Source organism: Roseateles chitinivorans (assembly GCF_002761755.1).
Lineage (GTDB): Bacteria > Pseudomonadota > Gammaproteobacteria > Burkholderiales > Burkholderiaceae_C > Roseateles > Roseateles chitinivorans.
In genome coordinates this window covers 1-21,233 of record NZ_PEOG01000085.1, presented here as the reverse complement: position 1 = coordinate 21,233, position 21,233 = coordinate 1, and the positions used below count along the sequence as shown (strand labels likewise).

Genomic DNA, 21,233 nt, shown 5'->3' with positions numbered 1-21,233 from the left:
GGCCGGCGGGGCGGCGTCGGGCTGGACCGAGTCCGGCGCGGGCGCGGCGCCGCGGGGCGCCTGCGCACCGCCGGGGCGGGGCTTGATGAAGGTGCGCTGATCGTCGAAGCCTGCGAACGGATCGTTGAGCGCGGAGGGGTCCATGCCGGCTCCCGGAGGTTGCTTGTCTTGTCGATGGAAGGGCTGAGGAGCGGGGACCAGGCCCGGCATGACGCCGCGCGGGGCGGCTATTGCCGGATGGCCCAGAGCTCAAGCTCCAGTCCGGGGAAATCGCCGGCCACGTGCAGCGCCAGGCTGCCGCTGCGTTCGAGCTGTTTCCAGAGCTCGCCGCCGCGGTCCAGCTCGAAGTAATGGAAGCCCGCGTGGAACGGCAGCTGGCGCGGCGCCACCGGCAGCGCGCGCAGGCCGATGCCCGGCAGTTGCAGGTTGACCAGGTCGCGGATGCGGTCCACCGGGCCCAGCTTGGACTGCGCCGGGAAGCGCTGACGCAGCTGCTCGGCCGAGACCTGCGCGTTGACCGCGATGACGAAGCTGGCGCTGCGCAGCAGGTCGGCATCGGGCACGACGGCAGTGCGCACGCCATGGGTGCGCTCGGTCAGGTCGATCTGCAGCGCGTTGCGCTCCAGCACCACGCTGAGCATGCGGCGCAGGTCCTCCAGCAGCGGTGCGAAGCTGCCGCGCAGGTCGTCATGGCGGTACAGCGGGTATTCGGGCGCCAGCCGCGTGTCGCTGACGAAGGTGGCCAGGTCGCCGGCCAGTTGCAGGCAGTCGCGGTGCAGCAGTTCCGGATGGACATGCGGCGACTCGGCATGCTGGCGGAACAGCGGGTCGGCGCGGTTCAGCGCCTGCAGCATCAGGAAGTCGGCCAGTTCGGAGACGCCATTGCCCAGCTGCCCCATCCGCGAGGACAGCAGCTGCGCGCGCTGCCGCACCAGCCCGTGCAGCAGCGAGGCCATCGCGGACAGGTGGCCGCTGGCGTCGATGCGGGTCTGTGGCGGGATGTAGCTGCGGTCCAGCACCAGCTGCTGGTCGGCGCGGCGCTCGGCCACGCGGGCCACGCCCAGCGCGGCATAGGCGTCGTTGAGCTCGCGCGCCGGCAGCAGCCGCAGCGTGAGCGCGCCGGTCTGGACCGGTTCGGGCTCATCGCCAGCGCTGGTCTGGTCGCGCAGGTCCTGGTCGACGACGTGGTAGCGGTGCAGCTCGCCGGCATCGTGGCCGTTGAACGCGACCTGGTCGGTGCCCGGGCGGGCGATCGGCGCGGCCAGCACGATCATGTCGCCCTTGAGGTCGGCGGGCACCTCCAGCGGCGCCATCGCGGCGTCCGCCTGTGGGATCTGGAAGGGCGTGCCGTCGGGCAGGATGCCGCTGGCCCGGGCGATGCCCAGCCGGCCGACGCTCAGCAGCGCCTCGTCCAGCACCAGCTCGGTGAAGCCCCAGCCATGCGGCGCCAGCGCGCGGGCGCGGCTGTCGACCAGATGTTCGAGGTAGCGGGTTTCCTGCTGGAAATGGTGGGGCAGCAGGAACATGCCCTGCGTCCAGATGACCTTGCTGTGCCAGCTCACGGCTGCTTGACCGAGGCGCTGACCGACAGCTCGTCGGCCTGGATGAGGACTTCCTGCTTCTTGCCGGCGATCACCGGGACCACCGCGCGCCAGCGCGCGTGCTCCAGATCTCGGTAGGCGCCGAAGACGGCGATGAAGCGGGTCTCCGGCGACAGCGTCTTCTTGGCGATCGGCCGGGATTCACCGGGCTGGAGGGTCATTTCCTCGCGGGCGACCATCTCGGCGCCCAGTTCGGCCTGGTCCTTCTGGTACAGGCTGATGAAGTCGGCGGCGTTGAAGGCGTTGGCCGACTTCAGCTCGTAGACGCGCACCAGCAGCGGGGAGGGGCGCTTGTTGACGCTGGGATTGAGCTGCGCCGACGCCTGGATGCTGCCGCGCACCTCGGTGGGCTTGGGCGAGCTGGAGAAGGGATTGAGCTTGTCGATCGACGAGCAGCCTCCCAGCAGGCCGAGCGCGCCCAGCGCCAGCAGCGTTCCTGTGACGCCGCGACGAGCGGCGCGCATGTATCCGTGGTGTCCCGAACGAGGCGTGAGCATCTGGCTGTCCTTCTTGACCGGAAGAAAGGATAGCCAGCGGGGGAGCCGCGGCCTCGTGACTTAGGTAATCGCCGCAGGAGAAGGTGCCGGGCACCCGTGACCCGAAAAGGGCGGGCTCAGGCCGCCCCGCGCAGGCGGAACTGGCTGACCAGCCGGGCCAGTTGCTGCGCCTGGCTGTTCAGGCTCTCGGCGGCGGCGGCGCTCTGTTCCACCAGCGCCGCGTTCTGCTGGGTCACCTGGTCCAGATGGGAGACCGCGCCGCCGACCTGCTGGATGCCGCCGTTCTGCTCCTGTGTCGCGGCGGAGATCTCGCGGATCAGCGTGTCGACCTGGCCGACCTGGGCGACGACGCGCTGCATCACCTCGCCGGCGCCTTCCGCCTGGCGGGCGCCGGTATCGACGCGGTCGACGCTGGCCTGGATCAGGCCCTTGATCTCCCGGGCGGCGCCGGCCGAGCGCTGCGCCAGCGCGCGCACCTCGGAGGCGACGACGGCGAAGCCGCGCCCCTGCTCGCCGGCCCGGGCGGCCTCCACGGCGGCATTCAGCGCCAGGATGTTGGTCTGGAAGGCGATCGAATCGATGACGCCGATGATGTCCTCGATGCGCCGCGAGGCGTCGCTGATGCCCTGCATCGTCCGGACCAGCTCGCCGACGGCCTGGCCGCCTTCGCTGGCCGCGCCGGAGGCATCCGCCGCCATGCGGCTGGCCTCGCCGGCCGAAGCGGCGCTCTGGGACACCGAGCTGGTCAGCTGTTCCATCGAGGCGGCCGTCTGCTGCAGGCTGCTGGCCTGGCTTTCGGTGCGGGTGCTCAGGTCGGCGTTGCCCTGGGCGATCTCGCGCGACCCGGTGGCGATGCTCTCGCTGCTGTCGCGCACCTGGCCGACCAGGGCGCCGAGTTGGCCCACCATCCGCGCCATCGCCCGCAGCAGGTCGGCGGGCTCGTCGCGGCCCTCGGCGCGGATGTCGACGGTCAGGTCGCCGCTGGCCACGTCCTCGGTCGCCTTGACCGCCTCGGCGATCGGCGAGGTGATCGAGCGCGTCACCTGCCAGGCCAGCGCGATGCCCACGCCCAGCGCCGCGGCGACGACCAGCAGGGTGATCAGCCGGCCGTTGTCGTAGGACTCGGCCGCGGCCCGGGCGGCCAGGTCGCCGCCGGTCCGGTTGAAGTCGATGTCCTTGGCGATCGCCGCCGACACGGCCAGGAACAGCGTCGTCGTCCGACCGGTCGCCAGTTGACGCGCGGTCGAGTGCTCGGCCTCGCCGGCGCCTGCCACCCGCAGCAGCTCGGCGTCGGCGGCCAGGTAGGCCGTCCAGGCCGCGCGGATCTCCTGGTAGAGCGCGCGTTCGGCGCTGCCGGTGATGCTGGTCTCATAGGCCTTGGCGGCTTCCTCGAAGGCACGCAGCGCGCCTTCGCGGTCCCGGCTGCTGGCGGCGCGGGCGGTCTCGTCGGTGACCAGGGCCGCGCGCAGCGACTGCCGGCGGGCGAGGTTGGCCGCGTCGTGCATCGCGGCCAGCCGGGTCACGCTGGGCAGCCAGTTGCCGTTCAGGTCCCGGACGTTCTCATTGATCCGGGCCATCTGCAGCATCCCGAACCAGGCGCTGAAGCAGAGCAGGGCAAGGACCGCCGCGAAGGCCAGCGCCAGACGCTTGCCGATCCGGAAATTGCGAAGCAAGGCCATGGGAAGCTCCCGGAAACGTTGCTTGGGACCTTTTCCCCGGGGCAGGCCGGATGCCTGGGCGCGCGCGCCGTCATGCTCGCTTCCCCTGGCTGACAGCGTTGTCATGGTGTCGTATGCTCCGCGCCCACAAGAAGGAGACAAGTCGATGAGCGCAGATCTTTCCCGGATCCCCGGGGGCGGCACGCCGTCCGGCCCGGCCGAGGCCGTGGCGGAACCGCTGTCGGGCAACGATCCGGGTGCGGCGGCCCAGGCGCGGCCGGCGCGCCATCCGCTGACCTGGGTGCCGTCGCTCTACCTGGCGATGGGGCTGCCGAACGTGCTGGTCGGCGCGGTGGCGGCGATCCTCTACAAGAACCTGGGCGTGTCCAACGAGGACATCGCGCTCTACACCTCGCAGATGTACCTGCCGTGGGTGCTCAAGCCGCTGTGGTCGCCGTTGCTGGAGCCTTACCGGACCAAGCGCTGGTGGGTCATCACGATGCAGTTCCTGATGATGGCGTCGCTGGGCGCGGTCGCGTTCTGCCTGCCGCTGGACGGCTTCTTCCGGGCCTCGCTGGCCTTCTTCTGGATCACCGGCTTCGCCTCCGCGACGCAGGACATCGTCGCCGACGGCGTCTTCATGACCACCATGCCGCCCCGTGAGCAGGCCAGCTATGCCGGCCTTCAGGGCATGTGCTGGAACCTGGGCGCGGTGGTGGCCTCCGGGTTGCTGGTGTCGTTGACCGGCTGGCTGCATGCGACGCTGCACTGGACCTGGGTGCAGTGCTGGATGGCGGTGATGCTGGGGGCGGCGGCCATGATGGGCGGCTTCGGACTGTGGCACCTGCGGGTGCTGCCGCCGGGGGCGCCGGCCGCGGTCCACGGTCAGGACCTGGGCAGCGCGATGCTGTCGCTGCGGCAGTCCTGGGCGACGCTGTTCCAGAAGCCGTCGATCTGGATGATGCTGGCGGTGGTCTTCTTCTACCGCTTCGGCGAAGGCTTCATCGAGAAGTTCGGCCCGCTGTTCCTGCTCGATCCGCGCAGCGTGGGCGGCCTCGGCCTGGACAACGGCGCGCTGGGGCACATCTACGGCACGGCGGGCACGGTGGCCTTCATCGCGGGCGCCTTCCTGGGCGGCTTCATCGCCGCGAAGATGACGCTGCGGCGGTCCTTCCTGCTGCTGGCGATCTCGCTCAACCTGCCGCACCTGACCTATTACTACCTGAGCCACGCGATGCCGACCGACCTGTGGTGGATCGGCGCCGTCGTCGCCATCGAGAAGTTCGGCTTCGGCATGGGCTCCGTCGGCCACATGCTGTACATGATGCAGCAGATCGCACCGGGGCCCTTCAAGATGACCCACTACGCGATGGCCACCGGCGTGATGGCGATGACCAAGTGGGCCACCGGCAGCGTCAGCGGCTGGCTGTTCGCCGGCGTCGGCCAGCATTACGCGAGCTTCTTCGGCTGGGTGCTGGTGTTCTCGATCCCGCCGATCGTGCTGGCCTGGCTGGCGCCGTTCCCGATTCGTGCCGGTCACGATGGCGAGGCCGACGGCGCGCCAGCCGGCGGGCACTGACGGCCTGCTTGCCGCCTCATTGCCGGCTCACTGCCGGCCGAGCGTGTCCAGCGGGATCTTCAGGTAGCGGACGCCGTTGTCCTCCGCCGGCGGCAGGTGGCCGGCGCGGATGTTGACCTGGATCGACGGCAGGATCAGCGCCGGCACCTCGAGCCGCGCATCGCGGCCCTGGCGCAGCGCGACGAACTCTGCTTCGCTCACGCCGTCGTGCACATGCAGGTTGGCGCGGCGCTGCTCCGCCACTGTCGTCTCCCAGGCCGGCGCGCGGCCTTCGGGCGGGTAGTCGTGGCAGACGAAGAGCCGGGTCGACGGCGGCAGCGCGAGCAGCCGCCGGATCGAGCGGTACAGCGTCGCCGCGTCGCCGCCGGGGAAGTCGGCGCGCGCGGTGCCGACATCCGGCATGAACAGCGTGTCGCCGACGAAGACGGCGTCCCCGATGCGATAGGCGACGCAGGCCGGCGTGTGGCCCGGGACGCTGATCGCCTCGGCCTCGAGCCCACCGATGTGGAAGGTCTCGCCGTCGCGGAACAGGTGATCGAACTGGCGACCGTCGGGCAGGAAGTCGCGCTCCAGGTTGTAGAGCTTGCGGAAGACCGCCTGCACCTCGCGGATGTGCTCGCCGATGGCGATGCGGCCGCCGACCCGCGCCTGCAGGTGGCGCGCGGCGGAGAGGTGGTCGGCATGGGCATGGGTCTCGAGGATCCACTGCACGGCGAGGCCGGCTTCGGCGATGTGCGCCAGCAGGCGATCGGCCTGGGTGGTGGCGGTGCGGCCGGACTTGAAGTCGAAGTCCAGCACCGGGTCGACGATGGCCGCCTGGCGGGTCGCGGGATCGGCCAGCAGGTAGCTGACGGTGCCGGTCTGGGGATCGTGGAAGGCCTGGATCGACAGGCCGGAGGAGGCGTGGCTCATGGCCGGGGCGCTCTCGGCTGGTGGGTGTGCCGGGCACTATACCGAGCGGCGGCCTGACGCCGCCTCCCCTGGGCCGGCGGATTGACGGCCCAGGGGCGAGGCCGGCTCAGGGCACGCCGGTCCGGCGCTTGCGCGTGCCGCCGCCGCTGGTGATGGCGGTGCACTGCAACGGATGGCGGACCTCATGGGCCATGCCGCCGAGCAGGAAGAGCAGGGCGAGGACCAGGCGCTTCATGGTGGACTCCCCGCTCGGCCGTCAGACCAGTTCCAGTCCGACGTTCATGTTGCCGCGCGTCATCTTGGAGTACGGGCAGGTGTCGTGGGCGCGCTTGATCAGCTCGTAGGCCTTGTCGCGCGGCAGGCCGGGCACGTGGATGCGCAGCCGGCCGCTCAGGAAGTAGCCGTCGGCGCCGCGGTTGAGGTCGACGATGGCCTCGACATCGGTCTCCGGGGGCAGGCGCACGCCGATCGCCTGGGCGGCCAGGCGCATCGCGCCGATGAAGCAGGCGGACCAGCCGACACCGAAGAGCTGTTCCGGATTGGTCCCGGGGCGCGACGACCCGGGCGCCCCGAGTTGCACATCGAGACGGCCGTCGTCGGATGTGCCGCGACCGTCGCGGCCGCCGGTGGTGCGGGTGTGGGCGGTGTAGAGGACCTGGATGTGATCGGTGGTGGGGGACATGTCGGACTCCTTTGAAGGCAGCGTCATCTGCTGCGTGGTCCGCATTGCATCGGGCCGATGTATCGCCGGTGTGTGACCGCCGCGGCGAATTGGCGCGGCGCGTGTCGCGACGGGGGGCGGACACACTGGCATACAAAGCGGGGCGATGTCGTCGGTCCGTGACGGCGCGTGGCGACATGTGGCGGCTGGGCCCTGCGCCGTGACGACGGGTGCCTGTCGGTGAGCCTGTGTGACGGCTCCGTTGGGATGCTGTGAAGCCTGGTGCGTGCAACGCCAAGTCGTTGTGCCGTCTTGCTTGGGGAGGGGTTTTCTTAAGCATTCCCTAACCCGGCGGGCGCACCTTACGCCCAGGGCAACACATTGTTTGACGCAATCGGCCCGACCCGCTCCGCGGCCCACGGCGACGCCTTGAAGAAGACGCCACCGGCGCGGAGCCCGCCGGACCGCAGGAGATGCACATGAGCAAGTCCACCCCGATCCTCGCCATGGTGGCCGCCTTCGCGGCGGCGTCGGCCCAGGCCGCGACCGATCCTGACGACATGGCGCGCCGATCGGAGCGCCGCGCGATGGTCCACCAGCAACTGCGCGCCGTGCAGGTCGAGCTCTACTGCGACCACCAGGACAACGCGATGCACCTGTTGCGCGACGCCCGTCGCCAACTGATGGCCCAGCGCGACCCCGCCAGCGCCGCCGAGTTGCGCCAGCTGGAGAAGCTCAGCTGGCTCGTCCGCCACGGCGACACCGTCGAGGCGATCGCGACGATCGACGCAGCGCGCGGCGATCTCGCCTGAATGCCGATTCATCGTCCTCGGCTTTCCTCGAGGCAGCCGCCGTCCGGCTGGGCAACGCCCAGGCCGGCAACGGCTGACCTCCATCTGTCTCGATTCGATTCCGTCCGACTCTCGTAAGCGGTTCACATCACTGGAACCGCTCAAAACGGGCGGTCCCTTCAAAACGCCCCCTTCGGCCTCGCCCTAGCATCGACGTCTTCAACAGCACGTGCGGCGGCGATGACTCCGGAAATGCTGGCGTTCTGGCTGGCGGGCATATTGCCTCCCAGCTCCAGTTGGATCCTCAATCTCGCGATTCGTGGACCGGCTTGCCTGAGGACCTCTGGTGCCGACTGGGCATTGCTGCTGCTCGCGTTCGACGGCGCGGTGGCGATCACCTGGCCGGGGATCCTCTGCAACATCCCGAATGAAGCGGGGAGGGCCTTCCTTCCGTCATTGGCCCCATCGCTGGTTTTCGTGTCGCTGGTGATCTGGATCGTGATCGTCCAATGGTGCGAGCCGTTGCTCGTCAACACGCGCCGGACGGCCCAGCTTCTGGCGCATCGCGAGCGGCGCGGGCGCCTGGGCCCTCGTGGTGTTGAACGTCTTCGGGCACTACTACTTGCTGATCAGGGGTTTCCATGTGGACTGAATTCCTTCTCAATTGCGCCGCGGCCTTCGTGTTCTTCCTCGCCTTCTTCCTGACCGTCTACTACATCGCCTACAGGAAGGGCGTCTTCGATGCGCCCGACCCACCGGACGGGTCGTCCCCGGAAGGCGGCTGACGAGCCCGGCGACCGGGCGCCGCGGTGCGCCGGATCGGCATGTGGAAAGACACTAGCCGGCACCGCAGGTCGGCGCGCTAGCATCGCGCGCCATGCGGATCCTCCTGGTCGAAGACGAGAAGCCCCTGGCCGACTGGCTGGTGAAGGCGCTCGGGCAGAACGATTTCGTCGTCGACTGGGTCGACGACGGCCGGCTCGTGCTGGGCCAGCTCGGCGCCACCCGCTACGACGCGATGATCCTCGACCTGGGCCTGCCCGGCCTGGGCGGTCATGAGGTCCTCGCCCGCCTGCGCCACGCGGATTCCCGCGTGCCGGTGCTGGTGCTGACCGCGCGCGACTCGCTGATGGAGCGCGTCAGCACGCTGCACGAGGGCGCCGACGACTTCCTTGCCAAGCCCTTCGAGCTCCAGGAGCTCGAGGCCCGCCTGGTCGCGCTGATCCGCCGTTCCCGGGGACGCGACCAGCCGCGCTTCGCCTGCGGCCCGCTGGTTTACGACGCCGCCTCCAAGCTGTTCACCCTGGACCGCGAACCGCTGTCGCTGTCTCCCCGCGAGCACGCGGTGCTGCGCACGCTGATCCAGCACAGCGGCGAGCCGATGTCCAAGCAGGAGATCCTCGAGCGCCTGTTCTCCGACGAGCACGACATCCGGCCCGAGGCCGTCGAGGTGCTCGTGCACCGGCTGCGCCGCCGGATCGAATCCGGCAAGGTGCGCATCACCACGCTGCGCGGCCTGGGCTACGTGCTGGAAGCCCCATGACCGCGCCAGCGTCGGGCGCGCGAGGGCTTGCCCGCCTGATGCCCCTGCTGCCGTCCCTGCCGGCCCGCTGGCACCGCTTCAGCGTCCGCCGCACGCTGCTGGCGCTGGTGCTGCCGGTCATGCTGGCCGCCGTCGGCGTCGAGCTGGCGCTGACCTGGGGCACGGCGCTGCAGGCGGCGAACTCGGCCTATGACCGCTCGCTGCTCGGCGCGATCAAGGCGATCGAAAGCAATGTCTCGACCGAGACCGGCGGCCTGTCGGTGGAGATGCCTTATCGCCTGCTCGAGTTCTTCGAGCTGACCGCCAGCGGCCAGGTGTATTTCCGCGTCAGCACCGAGGATGGTCTGGTCGAGGTCGGGAACGCCGGTTTGCCGCTGCCGGCGCAGCCGCTCAAGAGCGGGGTACCGCGCTTCATCGATGCCGAGTACTTCGGCGAGCCGGTGCGCATCGGCGCCTGGGCGCGCGAGCTGGATCCGGAGCGGCCCGGCCGCCGGATGATCATCCAGGTCGCCGAGAGCACGAACTCGCGCAACGCCTTCTCGCGCGCGCTGCTGATCCAGGCGATGTGGCGCGACCTGCTGACGGTGTCCGTCGTCGCCGGCACGCTGGCACTGGTGATCGGCTGGGCGCTGCGGCCGCTGGACCGCCTGCGGCGCGAGGTCGAGGCCCGCGCCGACGACGACCTGTCGCCGGTCGACGAGACCCAGGTGCCCGCCGACGCGGCGCCGCTGGTGCGCGCGATCAACCACCACCTGGCCCGGCAACGGGAGCTGATCGACGGCCGCCGGCGTTTCGTCGACGACGCCTCGCACCAGCTGCGCACGCCGCTGGCCACGCTGGCGACCATGGTCGGCTATGCGCGGCGCGAGCACGATCCCGAGCGCATCGCCGAGGCGCTGGAAGCGCTCAAGGGCCAGATCGACGACACGGTGCGCCGCACCAACCAGATGCTGGCGCTGGCCCGGGCCGACACCGCGCCGGTGGTGATGGCGCCACTGGCGCTGGATCGCCTGGCCGACCGCTGCGCGCGCGAATCCTGGCCGCTGGCGCGTGAGCAGGGCATCGACCTGGGCTTCGAGTGCGGCCAGGCCGACCTCGTCGTGCTCGGCCACGAGGGCCAGTTGCGCGAGGCGCTGCTGAACCTGCTGCACAACGCGCTGCGCTACACGCCGCGCGGCGGGCAGGTGACGTTGGAGGTCGGCGTCCAGGGGGCGATGGCGGTGATCCGCGTCGTCGACGACGGCCCCGGCATTCCCGCCGACGAGCGGCCGCGGGCCGGCGAGCGATTCTTCCGCGGCAGCAATGTCGACCTGCCGGGCTCGGGCCTGGGCCTGGCGATCGTGCGCGCGATCGCCCGGCGTCACCTGGGCGACATGGACGTGACCGCCGCCCGCCTGGACGCGGAAGGCCTGGAGCGCGGTACCACCGTGACCCTGCGGCTTCCGCTGCCGCCGGCGTCGGAAATTCCTGTCACGCTGAAAGCCGGCTGAAAGCGCCGCTTTCCTAGAGTCGGCTGCAAGCAGGTGGCGGGCGACCGCGCGGGCCTGCCGGCGCAGCGAGCACCTCGCGAGCCCGGCGACCGACGGCGACACAGATCACCGCAGGAGACAAGATGCGATCGACCCCGATGTTGCAGGCGGGCCGGCGTTGGGCGGCCGCGCTGCTGATGGCCGCCGGCATGGCGGCCGGGACCGGCGCGATGGCGCAGGCGCCTCGCGCCGTGCCGCCGTTGTCCGCCTTGCCGGTCGGCGACGCCGCGCCGGAATGCATCGCGCCGGCCAAGCCCGGCGGCGGCTTCGACCAGAGCTGCAAGCTCGCGCAGGCCGCGTTCCAGCAGGCCGGGCTGACCAGGACGCCGATGCGCATCACCTACCTGCCGGGCGGCGTCGGTGCGATCGCCTTCGACCAGATCGTCACCCGGCGGCCCGCCGAGCCGCAGACGCTGGTGGCCTTCTCGAGCGGCTCGCTGCTCAACCTCTCCAACGGCCGCTTCGGCAAGCGCGGCATCGGCGACGTGCGCTGGATCGCCGCCGTCGGCATCGACTACGGCGTGGTGCTGGTCGGCCGGCAGGCCCCGTGGAAGACGCTGCCGGAGCTGCTGGCCGCGCTCAAGGCGGACCCGGGACGGATCAGCTTCGCCGCGGGCGGCACCATTGGCAGCCAGGACTGGGTCAAGTCCGCGCTCGTCGCCGGGGCCGCCGGCGTCGACCACAAGTCGATGCGCTTCGTCGCCTTCGAGGGCGGCGGCGAGGCCAGCGCCGCGCTCAAGGGCGGGCATGTGCAGGTCTACATGGGCGACGTGTCCGAGGTCTTCGACAAGCTCGCGCCCGGGGGCCCCTTCCGCGTGCTGGCGGTGCTCGCCGAGCAGCGCCTGCCCGGGCCGCTGGCCGGCGTGCCGACGGCGCGGGAGCAGGGCGTGGACATCGTCTGGCCCGCGATCCGCGGCTTCTATGTCGGCCCGCAGGTGTCGGACAGCGCCGTCGCCGCCTGGACGAGCACCTTCGACCAGCTGATGGCCACGCCGGCCTTCCATGAACTCCGCGCACGCCACGGGCTGTTCCCGCTGGCCCTGACCGGCCCGGCGCTGCGCGCCTTCATCGACCGCCAGAACCGCCAGTACGCCGAGCTGGCGACCCGCTTCGGCCTGCGGCGCTGAGCCGCCGAGCCGCCCGCCGACCCTTTGCCTTTCCCGATTCCCATCAACGACAACGAGGAGACCTCTTGAAAACGACCCGCACCTTTCGATTGAACGCCCTGTGCGCCGGCCTGCTGGCGCTGTGCGCCGCGCCGGCCGCCTTCGCCCAGAGCAGCGTCACCGTCTACGGCATCGCCGACGTGCTGCTGGAATACCGCGACCACATGAACGCGGCCGGCGACCACCGCTTCGGCGTCACCTCCGGCGGCATGAACACCTCCCGCTGGGGCCTGCGCGGCAGCGAGGACCTGGGCGGCGGCCTGAAGGCCGTGTTCCAGCTCGAAGCCGAGATCGGCATGGATACCGGCGCGGCGGGGTCGTCGTTCTGGGGACGCCAGGCCAATGTCGGTTTGGATGGCGACTTCGGACGCGTGATCGTCGGCCGCTCGTACTCGACGACCTACGACTTCATGCTGCCGTTCGACCCGATGGGCTATGCGCCGTTCTACTCCTGGGCCACCTCCGGCGGCCAGATCGCGTCGCTGCCGCGCAAGGACGGCATGGTCACCGGCGTGTCCAACCTGATCAAGTACCAGGGGACCTTCGGCCCGGTGAAGGTCGGCGCCAGCTATGCGCTGGGCGAGGTGGCCGGCTCGGATTCGGCGGGGCGCTTCTTCTCGCTGGCGGGCGCGTACACCGCCGGACCGTTCTCCGCGGCGCTGGTGCTGGATCAGCGCAACGCCGCCACCATCGCCGCCAATGGCCGCTACGACAAGGAGAAGGCGCTGCACTGGGGCGTCTCCTATGACTGGAAGCCGGTCAAGCTGTTCCTGGCGCAGCGCGTCTACAAGAAGGAGTTGGCCGCCGGCGGCGCCAACGCCAAGAGCACGATGACCTGGCTGGGCGCGACCTGGCAGGCCACGCCGGCGATCAGCCTGACGCCGGCCGTCTACTTCCAGAACATCTCCAGCGGCGCCAGCGGCACCGACGACCCGCGCCTCTTCGCGCTGCGCGCCAAGTACGAACTGTCCAAGCGCACCAGCCTGTACGCGGTGGCCTCGACCGCCAAGTCCGGCGACGGCGGCGTGGTCAGCGTCTCCCGCGATGACAACGGCTTCGCCGATTCGCAGTCCAGCGTCGGCCTGGGCATCCAGCACCGGTTCTGAACGGTCGCATGACCGGTCCTCGGACCGCTCGAGGCCATCCCGCGCTGCCCTGAGGAGGCGGGATGGCCGGCCCGACGGAACCCGCCGGCGACCACGCCTCAGGCGGGCGACGGAGCCTGGCCCGGCAGCAGGCCTTCGCCGCGCAGCCGTGCCAGCACATCGAAGAGCAGGTCGCTGCGGACGCCGTAGGCGGCGCGCGGCGAGTTCACGAACCCGGACGCATTGAGCACCAGGTTCGTCCCGTCCACGCCGTCGAGCTGGACATTCGGCGCTGGCGCGGCGAGCACCCCGGGATGCGCCGCGAACGAGGCCAGCACCAGCGCCTTGACCCGGTCGATGTCGGTGGCCAGCGGCATCGGCAGCTTGAACTGCACCATGCCCAGCGACTCGCCGTAGGTGACGTTGCGGACGATCTTGGTGATGAACTCCGAGTTCGGGACGATGACCGTCGAGCGGTCGCCCATCTGGATCTCGGTCGAACGCACGCTGATGCGACGGATGTCGCCCTCGACGCCGGAGAGCGAGACCCAGTCCCCCACCTTCACCGGCCGCTCGGCCAGCAGGATCAGGCCGGAAACGAAGTTCTGCACGATGGACTGCAAGCCGAAGCCGATGCCCACCGACAGCGCGCTGGCCACCCAGGCCACGCTCTGCAGGCTGAACTCCATCGCGGTCAGCGACGCGGCGATGGCGATGACCGTGCCCATGTAGCCGAACAGCGTCGTCGCGGACGAGCGCATGCCCGCGTCCATGCGGGTGGTCGGCATGTAGCGCGTCGACAGCCAGCCCTTGAGCAGCCGCACCGCGCCCAGGCCCAGCACCAGCACCGCCAGGCCCTGCAGCAGTTCCAGCGGCCGCAGCGTCAGGCCGCCGATCGCCAGGCCATCCGCCACCTTGCCGGACCGCCGCACCAGGTCGAGCGGCCCCTCGCCATAAGGCGCCAGGAGCAGCAGCAGCGCCAGGAAGGCGATCGCGATGCGGCACAGGCCGGAGAGCAGCAGGGCGGTCTGCTCGCGGGTGCGCGGCGGCGCCGGTGTCTCGTCGGGCGCCGCGGGCGGCTTGCCGTCGGGTTTCGGCACCGCCGGCAGCGGCGCCAGCAGCGTCATGAACAGGTCGTCGACCAGCACGCTCGCCAGGTAGGCGCCGCCCAGCACGATGAGCGCCCAGACGAACTGGTTCATCGCGAACACGGCCAGCGAGACGAAGCCCAGCAGCAGCGCCAGCACCGCGCCGGTCAGCAGCAGCCACACGCCGGCGCGCAGCACCGGCAGCCACAGCGGGCGGATGGCCGGAGCCTCCGGCCGCGGGGTGGCCTCGGCCTCCTTCGCGGCGGCGGCGTCCCCGGCCGAGCCGCGCCGCGGCAACTGCCGCACCGCCAGCGCCAGCACCGCGACGAAGCTCAATGCCGCCAGCGCATGCGCGGCGCCGGTCCAGGCCAGGCTGATCTCCAGCGTCGCCGCGGTGCGGGACGTCAACCAGCCCAGCATCGCCGTGGCGGCCAGCGTGTGCGGGAACCAGGCCAGGCGAGTGGCCGTCGCATCCGGCGCCGGCAGCAGGCGCCAGGACGGTTTGCGCGGCATCAGCGCGGCGGCGCCCAGGCCGGCCACGAAGCCGCCGAACCAGACGATGGCCTCGAGGGTGTCCAGCCAGCCCGCCAGCACCGGCGTCACCGATCCTTCGGCGCCGAGCGTCAGCACCAGCCCGTGCACGATCAGGCCCGGTCGCAGGGTGCGCAGCGTCACCAGGCTGACGGCATACAGCGAGCGCCGCAGCCGGCCCGGCGGCACGCGGGTCGCGCACAGGTGGGCGATCAGGCGCAGCAGCGCATGGGTGAGGACCAGCACCAGGGCCGCGCCGACCGCCAGGATCAGCCAGCCCTGGGAGGGCACCGCGTTCCACAGCGCGACCAGCGGTTGCCAGAAGGCCCGCACCCGCGCCAGGTCGCCCGGCCCCTCGCGGGCGAGTCCGGTCCAGAAGCCCGACTGCAGCGGGGAGGGCACGCGCTCGCCCAGCCGCGCCCCGAGCTGCATCCGGCGGTTCTGCTCGGCACCCGCGATCGCCTGCCCGGCCTCCACCGCGGTGAGCTTGGCCAGCTTGACCTGCGCGTCGGCGCCGGCGATCTCACGGGCCAGCTGGGCTCGCTGGGCGGCCAGCTCGGGCGGTTCCTTCGCACCGGCCGGCGCGTCGCCCAGCTGTGCCAGGCGCGCCCGGGCATCGGTCAGTCGCGGCTCCAGCGCCGCCGACGCCTCCTCGGCCCGCGACTGCACCGACAGCGCCTGCTTGCGGAACTCCTGCAGGTCGGCCTCGTCGTCCAGCCCCTTGTCCTGCTGCCGCAGCAGCGCCGCCAGGTCCTTGCGCGCGGCCTCCAGCACCTTGTCGGGATCGACCGGCGCGGTCGGCGCCTCCTGCGCCCAGGCCGCCGACGCCATCGCCAGCAGACACACCATCCCGGTCGCGAGCAGCCGCGACCACCATCCGGTCAATACCGTCATCCCGATCCATCTCATCAGCGCAGGTGCCGCCCGCAGGGCAATCGGCTTGCCCGGTCCGGACGCGCGCCACCGGACTTTGGTCACTGGTTCCGCCCCGGGGCGCGGCTAGCCTGCGGGCTGCTTCGAAAGGGAGACAAGCATGCACCTGCTGCGAATCAATGCGGACTGGGCCCGGCAAATCGCGACACTGCGCGACGCCGTCACCGAGGAGACCCACCTGATCCGCTTCGACAACGGCTTCTACCGCATCTGCCGGCCCGGCCATGGGCAGTTCCAGGTGCTGATCAAGCCGGGCGACGACAAGACCGGCAATGCGCCGGGCGTGCGGCTGACGCTCCAGGAGAAAGATCTCTACGTGGCCGACATCGACGGCCGCCGCTTCGAGCGCTATGCCAGCACGCTGGACCAGATGCAGCCGACGGCCAGCGGGCTGGACGCGGCCGTGCGGCGGCTGCCGCAGGCCAATGGGGAGGAACTGTTCCGGCTGCAGTCGCTGATCGTCTTCTGCATCGCCGAGTCGCTGCGCAGCGACCAGATCGCCACCGCCGTCGGGCAGATGATCCTCAGCTCCACCGCCGGTCTGCTGGGCGTCGGACCGACGCTGCCCACGCCGCGCCTGCTCGAGCAGGCGCGCTGCTGGGGGCAGGCGAGCAATGCCGTCCATGCGGCGCTCTCGCCGGAGGCGCGCGCCATCGTCGTCAAGCGCCGGACGGAGCTGACGCCGCAGCAGCGGCAGTTCAGCGAGCGCGTGGACATGGGGCGCATCGAGACGGCCTTGCAGGAGCGGGCGAGGGCGGTGAAGGTGCTCAAGCGGCCCGACTGAACCCCGGGACTTGGGCGATCGCCGCGGCGGCCGGCGCGCTGCCGGCGATCACCGCGAGGTGCACGCCTGGGCGCATCGCGTGTGCATGGCGTGCGCATGGCGTGCAATGGGCTGGCGTGGCGTCGGACTCCCCGCGCCACGCACGTCTGTCTGGCGGGAGCGGGTAGAGTCGCCGCCATCGTTCACCCCCGCCCGCCGCCGTCGCGTCCGCCTCGGCCCCGTGGGCGACGCCACGAGGACCCGCCATGACGACGCCTTCCTATCCCGATGTCCGCCTGCTGATCGCCAACGAATGGGTCGATGCGGCCGGCGGCAAGACCCTCGACGTGCGCAACCCGGCCACCGGCGCCGTCATCGGCAAGGTCGCCCATGCCGGCAAGGTGGACCTGGACCGCGCGCTCGAAGCCGCCCGCAAGGGCTTCGAGGCCTGGCGCCAGATCTCGGCGCATGAGCGCGCCGCCACGATGCGCCGCGCCGCCGCCCTGCTGCGCGAGCGCGCCGGCGACATCGCCCGGCTGCTCACCCAGGAGCAGGGCAAGCCGGTCGCCGAGGCCAAGGTCGAGGTGCTTGCCGGCGCCGACATCATCGAGTGGTTCGCCGACGAAGGCCGCCGCGTCTACGGACGCATCGTGCCGTCGCGCAACCTGGCCGCGCAGCAGCTGGTCCTGAAGGAACCGGTCGGGCCGGTCGCCGCCTTCACGCCGTGGAACTTCCCGGTCAACCAGATCGTGCGCAAGCTCGGCGCGGCCCTGGCCACCGGCTGCTCCTTCCTGGTGAAGGCGCCCGAGGAAACACCTGCATCGCCTGCGGCGCTGCTGCAGACCTTCGTCGACGCCGGCGTGCCGCCGGGAACCGTCGGCCTCGTCTTCGGTGATCCGGCCGAGATCTCGAGCTACCTCATTCCCCACCCGGTCATCCGCAAGGTCACCTTCACCGGATCGACGCCGGTCGGCAAGCAGCTCGCCGCGCTCGCCGGCGCCCACATGAAGCGCGTCACCATGGAGCTGGGCGGGCATGCGCCGGTCATCGTCGCGGAGGACGCGGACGTGGCGCTCGCGGTCAAGGCCGCCGGCGGCGCCAAGTTCCGCAACGCCGGCCAGGTGTGCATCTCGCCGACCCGCTTCCTCGTCCACAACAGCCTGAAGGACGAATTCACCGCGGCGATGGTCAAGCACGCGCAAGGACTCAAGCTCGGCGACGGCCTGGCGGAAGGCACCACCCTCGGCCCGCTGGCCAATGAGCGGCGCGTCGTCGCGATGTCGAAGATCGTCGCCGAGGCGCGGGAACGCGGCGCCAAGATCGCCACCGGCGGGGAGCGCGTCGGGAACGAGGGCAACTTCTTCGCGCCCACCATCCTCGCCGACGTGCCGCTCGATGCCGCCGTGTTCAACGAGGAACCGTTCGGGCCGATCGCGGCGATCCGCGGCTTCGAGACCCTCGAGGAAGCGATCGCCGAGGCGAACCGGCTGCCGTTCGGTCTGGCGGGGTACGCGTTCACCAAGTCCATCAAGAACGCCCACCTGCTGGCGCAGCGGCTCGAGGTCGGCATGCTGTGGGTCAACCAGCCCGCGACGCCGTCGGCGGAAATGCCGTTCGGCGGGGTGAAGGATTCCGGGTACGGCTCCGAAGGCGGCCCCGAGGCGCTGGAGGCATATCTCAATACGAAGGCCGTGTCCTTGCTGGGCGTCTGAGCGTCCCTGGTGAGACCGGCCCGGCGGATGTCCCCGGCGGGCCGGTCGCGCCGTGGGTGCCTCCGCGTCAGGCCACCAGGCGTGGCCACCACACCGTGATCGCGCCCTGCACGCAGATCCAGCCCCAGAGCAGCACCACCGATTCCCGCGTCGCGTGCTGGCGCGGCCGGATCAGGCCGCTGGCGATGCGCACGCCGTAGTACAGCGCCAGCAGCGCCGCCACCACGATCTGCACGCCCTGCAGCGCGTGCAGCGCCGCCAGGGTGCCGGTCCAGGCGTCCAGCGTCGGCGGTCGGTCGGACGGCCAGGCCGACGCCAATCCCGCGTGAAAGGCCCACGCCGCCAGGGCGAAGGCAGGCAGCAGCAACGCGCTTCGCCAGGCCGGCACCGGTGCGCGCCAGGCGCCTCGGCCAGCCGCCGCCACCAGGAGCCAACTGAGCGCGAAGGCGAGGGTCTGCAGCCAGAGCGCAGTTGCCTCGGCCAGCCCGACCCCGGGCGGCGGGCAGACGTCCAGGCGCATCGCGACATGCAGGTGCGCGAACGCCATCGACGCGAAGATCGTCGCCTCCACCACGATCAGGATCACCACCCCCCAGAACGACGGCGACTGCCGGCCCGACGCGCCCAGCGGCAGCAGCACGCCATCCGCGGCCTCGGCCTCTTCGGCGGCCGGCGCGCGATCCGTCTGCCACAGCCAGGCCCAGATCGACACCAGGGTCAGCACCCCGCCCGCGACGGTGCCGCCCACCTGCTTGACGGTCATCAGCAGGAAGAAGGCCGCCGTGCCGATCGCGGCCAGGAAGGGCCACAGGCTGTCGCGGGCCAGCACGATCACCCGCAGCGGGTGCGCCCGGATCGGACTGGTGATCAAGGTCTCCCGGCCGCCGGTGACGGTGCCGGGCAACCAGTGCGCGCCGGCCTCGACCTCCTCATGCAGTTCGGGACGGTGCCACAGCGGCTCGTGGTGCTCGACATGCGGGATGCTGCGGGTTCCGTAGGCCTCGTTCGGCAGCCACTCCAGCGTGGACGAGCGCCAGGGGTCGTTGTGCGCCTGTTCGGGGCCGTGCTGGCTGCGGACGAGGTCGACGAGGAAGAGCAGCACGCCCGCCGCGATCACGACCGCGCCGATCGAGGACAACAGGTTCGGCAGCTCCAGCCCCAGGCCCGCCGGATAGGTGTGGACACGGCGCGGCATGCCCAGCATCCCGGCCAGGTGCATCGGGAAGAAGGTCAGGTGGAAGCCGCCGAAGATGAGCCCGAAGACCCAGCGCCCGACACGCTCCGACAGGGCACGGCCCTTCCAGAGCGGCATCCAGTGGTAGAGCGCCGCGAACATCGGCAGCACCATGCCGCCGATCAACACGTAATGGAAATGGGCGACGACGAAGTAGGTGTCATGGACCTGCCAGTCGATCGGCAGCAGCGCCAGCATCACGCCGGTGAGCCCGCCCAGCACGAAGGTCACCAGGAAGCCGACCAGGAACCAGGTCGCCGTGGTCCACATCAGCCGTCCGCGCCAGAGCGTCCCGATCCACGCGAAGATCTGCAGGGCGCCGGGAATCGCGATCGCGACGCTGAAGATCGACACCAGGCTCAGCCCCAGCCCGCCCAGCCCCGCGGTGAACATGTGGTGCAGCCAGAGCAGGAAGCTGACCGCGCCGATGGCGATCAGCGCCGCGGTGACCGCATGCCGTCCGATCAGCGAGGTCCTCGCCAGCGCCGGCACCATCGTCGACACCAGGCCCGCCGCCGGCAGGAAGATGATGTAGACCTCCGGATGGCCGAAGAACCAGAACAGGTGCTGCCACAGCAGCGGATCGCCGCCCCGCGTCGCGTCGAAGATCGGCCAGTCGAAGGCGCGCTCCAGCTCCAGCAGGGCCGTGCCGGCGATGACCGCCGGAAAGGCCAGCACGATCATCAGGCCCACCACCAGCATCGCCCAGGCATAGACCGGCATGCGGCCCAGGCTCATGCCGGGCGCCCGCGTCATCAAGGTGCCGGTGATCAGCTCGATCGCGCCGGCGATCGCGGAGATCTCGATGAAGCCGATGCCCAGCAGCCAGAAGTCCGCATTCAGGCCCGGCGAGTAGCGCGCCCCGCTCAGCGGCGGATACATGAACCAGCCCGAGTCCGGCGCGAGCTGCCAGAACAGGGTGGCGTAGAAGGCCAGCCCGCCGATCGCGTACATCCAGTAGGAATAGGCGGAGAGCCGCGGAAAGGGCAGGTCGCGCGCGCCCAGCATGTTGGGCAGCAGGAAGACCGCGATCGCCTCCACCATCGGCACGGCGAAGAGGAACATCATCACCGTGCCGTGCATCGTGAACAGCTGCTGGAACAGCGGCGCGTCGATCAGCGTCTGCGACGGTGCGGCCAGCTGCGCCCGCATCAGCAGCGCCAGCACGCCGCCCAGCAGCAGGAAGACGAAGGCGGTGGCGATGTAGAGCTTGCCGATGAAGACGTTGTTGACGCTGGCGACGACGCGCCAGCCGGTCGGCGGCGACCAGGCGGCGCGCAGGCGCGCCAGCTCGCCGTCGGGACGAGGCAGCCGGTTGTCGGGACGCGCGACCTGTGGCGGGGTCGACGAGGGCCGCGAGGCCGGCGGGGGCAACGAGTGCGGCGAGGGCGGCGAAGCCGCGTCGGCGGCGTCCGTCATGGCGTGATGGCCACCAGGGGCCGCTCGGTGCCGGCGCCCGCGGTCGGCGGTCCGGCGAGGTACTCGACCAGCGCATCGACCTCGTCCGGCCGCAGGTGCCGGTAGCTCGGCATCCGCGCGCCCGGCTTGACCTGCTGGACGTCGGCGATCCATTGACGCAGCGCGGTGCGCGGGTCGCCGAGCGGATCGCGGTTGCGCAGCGCGCCCGCGCCCAGCCACAGCCGGCTCGCCACATGGGTGAGGTCCGGTCCCAGCGGCGGCCGATCCGGCGCGCCGGTGGCGCCCGGTCCGGTCGCGGCGGTCTCCGGCCCACCGGCGCTGCGCACCGCATGGCAGGCGACGCAGCCGGGCGTCTGGCACAGCGCCGCGAGATCGGAAGAACGGCGTGGAGGGAACGAGTCAAAATCTCGTGGGTCTCCCGTTCATTAACAACTACAAGTAATCAAAACACGCATAGCACGACCTCATACAACTGATGGGCTTGACGGCATCACCACAATTTCTGTGCGACGTCGACTCTATACTCGAGTA

The 21,233-nt window shown here is 71.0% G+C and carries 19 protein-coding genes; 9 read left to right on the top strand and 10 right to left on the bottom strand.

What is annotated here, in order from left to right; translation table 11 throughout:
• Window positions 1–227: 227 nt before the first annotated feature.
• The 3 genes from tssK to CS062_RS22185 all read right to left on the bottom strand — a co-directional run bounded on the left by tssK (window position 228) and on the right by CS062_RS22185 (window position 3,777).
• Complete coding sequence (gene tssK / locus CS062_RS22195; protein ID WP_099863755.1) at window positions 228–1,562, bottom strand: type VI secretion system baseplate subunit TssK; 1,335 nt, start codon at window positions 1,560–1,562, stop codon at window positions 228–230.
• Window positions 1,559–2,098: a type VI secretion system lipoprotein TssJ gene (tssJ, locus tag CS062_RS22190; RefSeq protein WP_099863753.1), complete on the bottom strand. Its 540-nt coding sequence runs from the start codon at window positions 2,096–2,098 to the stop codon at window positions 1,559–1,561. Before tssJ ends, tssK begins: the two co-directional genes overlap by 4 nt.
• 116 nt (window positions 2,099–2,214) lie before the next feature.
• The gene (locus CS062_RS22185; RefSeq protein ID WP_158238891.1) at window positions 2,215–3,777 is read right to left on the bottom strand and encodes a methyl-accepting chemotaxis protein; all 1,563 of its coding nucleotides are present in this window, start codon (window positions 3,775–3,777) and stop codon (window positions 2,215–2,217) included.
• A gap of 145 nt (window positions 3,778–3,922) precedes the next feature.
• On the opposite strand from CS062_RS22185, the gene CS062_RS22180 reads away from it, so the two are divergent.
• The gene (locus CS062_RS22180) at window positions 3,923–5,335 is read left to right on the top strand and encodes an MFS transporter (RefSeq protein ID WP_158238890.1); all 1,413 of its coding nucleotides are present in this window, start codon (window positions 3,923–3,925) and stop codon (window positions 5,333–5,335) included.
• Window positions 5,336–5,362: 27 nt separating this feature from the next.
• On the opposite strand, the gene CS062_RS22175 is transcribed toward CS062_RS22180, so the two are convergent.
• The 3 genes from CS062_RS22175 to CS062_RS22170 all read right to left on the bottom strand — a co-directional run bounded on the left by CS062_RS22175 (window position 5,363) and on the right by CS062_RS22170 (window position 6,929).
• On the bottom strand, window positions 5,363–6,247 hold the full coding sequence (locus tag CS062_RS22175) for an MBL fold metallo-hydrolase (protein ID WP_099863749.1): 885 nt from the start codon (window positions 6,245–6,247) through the stop codon (window positions 5,363–5,365).
• Window positions 6,248–6,353: 106 nt separating this feature from the next.
• Entirely contained in the window at window positions 6,354–6,482 is a 129-nt protein-coding gene (locus CS062_RS27210; RefSeq protein ID WP_259373117.1) for a hypothetical protein, read from the bottom strand.
• Between the two features lie 21 nt (window positions 6,483–6,503).
• Window positions 6,504–6,929, bottom strand: a complete 426-nt coding sequence (locus CS062_RS22170) for an organic hydroperoxide resistance protein (protein WP_099863759.1) — start codon at window positions 6,927–6,929, stop codon at window positions 6,504–6,506.
• A 458-nt stretch (window positions 6,930–7,387) separates the two neighbouring features.
• Between CS062_RS22170 and CS062_RS22165 the strand changes: the two genes are divergently transcribed.
• Complete coding sequence (locus CS062_RS22165) at window positions 7,388–7,720, top strand: hypothetical protein (RefSeq protein ID WP_099863748.1); 333 nt, start codon at window positions 7,388–7,390, stop codon at window positions 7,718–7,720.
• Between the two features lie 158 nt (window positions 7,721–7,878).
• Here the strand turns inward: CS062_RS22165 and CS062_RS26360 are convergent, their stop codons facing one another.
• Window positions 7,879–8,235 (bottom strand): hypothetical protein, encoded by a 357-nt coding sequence (locus tag CS062_RS26360; RefSeq protein WP_158238889.1) that lies wholly within the window; start codon window positions 8,233–8,235, stop codon window positions 7,879–7,881.
• Window positions 8,236–8,340: 105 nt separating this feature from the next.
• Between CS062_RS26360 and CS062_RS26355 the strand changes: the two genes are divergently transcribed.
• The 5 genes from CS062_RS26355 to CS062_RS22145 all read left to right on the top strand — a co-directional run bounded on the left by CS062_RS26355 (window position 8,341) and on the right by CS062_RS22145 (window position 13,043).
• On the top strand, window positions 8,341–8,484 hold the full coding sequence (locus CS062_RS26355; RefSeq protein WP_158238888.1) for a hypothetical protein: 144 nt from the start codon (window positions 8,341–8,343) through the stop codon (window positions 8,482–8,484).
• A 92-nt stretch (window positions 8,485–8,576) separates the two neighbouring features.
• Window positions 8,577–9,242 (top strand): response regulator, encoded by a 666-nt coding sequence (locus CS062_RS22160; protein WP_099863746.1) that lies wholly within the window; start codon window positions 8,577–8,579, stop codon window positions 9,240–9,242.
• The gene (locus CS062_RS22155; protein ID WP_099863745.1) at window positions 9,239–10,732 is read left to right on the top strand and encodes a sensor histidine kinase; all 1,494 of its coding nucleotides are present in this window, start codon (window positions 9,239–9,241) and stop codon (window positions 10,730–10,732) included. Before CS062_RS22160 ends, CS062_RS22155 begins: the two co-directional genes overlap by 4 nt.
• A gap of 188 nt (window positions 10,733–10,920) precedes the next feature.
• Entirely contained in the window at window positions 10,921–11,898 is a 978-nt protein-coding gene (locus CS062_RS22150) for a tripartite tricarboxylate transporter substrate binding protein (RefSeq protein ID WP_438270495.1), read from the top strand.
• A gap of 65 nt (window positions 11,899–11,963) precedes the next feature.
• Window positions 11,964–13,043 (top strand): porin, encoded by a 1,080-nt coding sequence (locus CS062_RS22145; protein WP_233218208.1) that lies wholly within the window; start codon window positions 11,964–11,966, stop codon window positions 13,041–13,043.
• Window positions 13,044–13,141: 98 nt separating this feature from the next.
• On the opposite strand, the gene CS062_RS22140 is transcribed toward CS062_RS22145, so the two are convergent.
• Window positions 13,142–15,535 carry a DUF3772 domain-containing protein gene (locus CS062_RS22140; protein WP_099863741.1) on the bottom strand — a complete coding sequence of 798 codons (2,394 nt, stop codon included), beginning with the start codon at window positions 15,533–15,535 and terminating at the stop codon, window positions 13,142–13,144.
• Window positions 15,536–15,674: 139 nt separating this feature from the next.
• Here CS062_RS22140 and CS062_RS22135 point away from each other — a divergent pair, with 139 nt between their 5' ends.
• Both CS062_RS22135 and CS062_RS22130 read left to right on the top strand, forming a co-directional pair.
• A complete protein-coding gene (locus CS062_RS22135) occupies window positions 15,675–16,358 on the top strand; it encodes a hypothetical protein (RefSeq protein ID WP_099863738.1) in 684 nt (227 codons plus the stop codon).
• A 245-nt stretch (window positions 16,359–16,603) separates the two neighbouring features.
• Window positions 16,604–18,049, top strand: a complete 1,446-nt coding sequence (locus CS062_RS22130) for an NAD-dependent succinate-semialdehyde dehydrogenase (protein WP_099863737.1) — start codon at window positions 16,604–16,606, stop codon at window positions 18,047–18,049.
• A 67-nt stretch (window positions 18,050–18,116) separates the two neighbouring features.
• On the opposite strand, the gene CS062_RS22125 is transcribed toward CS062_RS22130, so the two are convergent.
• A complete protein-coding gene (locus tag CS062_RS22125) occupies window positions 18,117–20,702 on the bottom strand; it encodes a cbb3-type cytochrome c oxidase subunit I (protein ID WP_099863735.1) in 2,586 nt (861 codons plus the stop codon).
• A complete protein-coding gene (locus CS062_RS22120) occupies window positions 20,699–21,064 on the bottom strand; it encodes a c-type cytochrome (RefSeq protein ID WP_099863732.1) in 366 nt (121 codons plus the stop codon). The genes CS062_RS22125 and CS062_RS22120 overlap by 4 nt, the downstream gene beginning before the upstream one ends.
• Window positions 21,065–21,233: the final 169 nt, after the last annotated feature.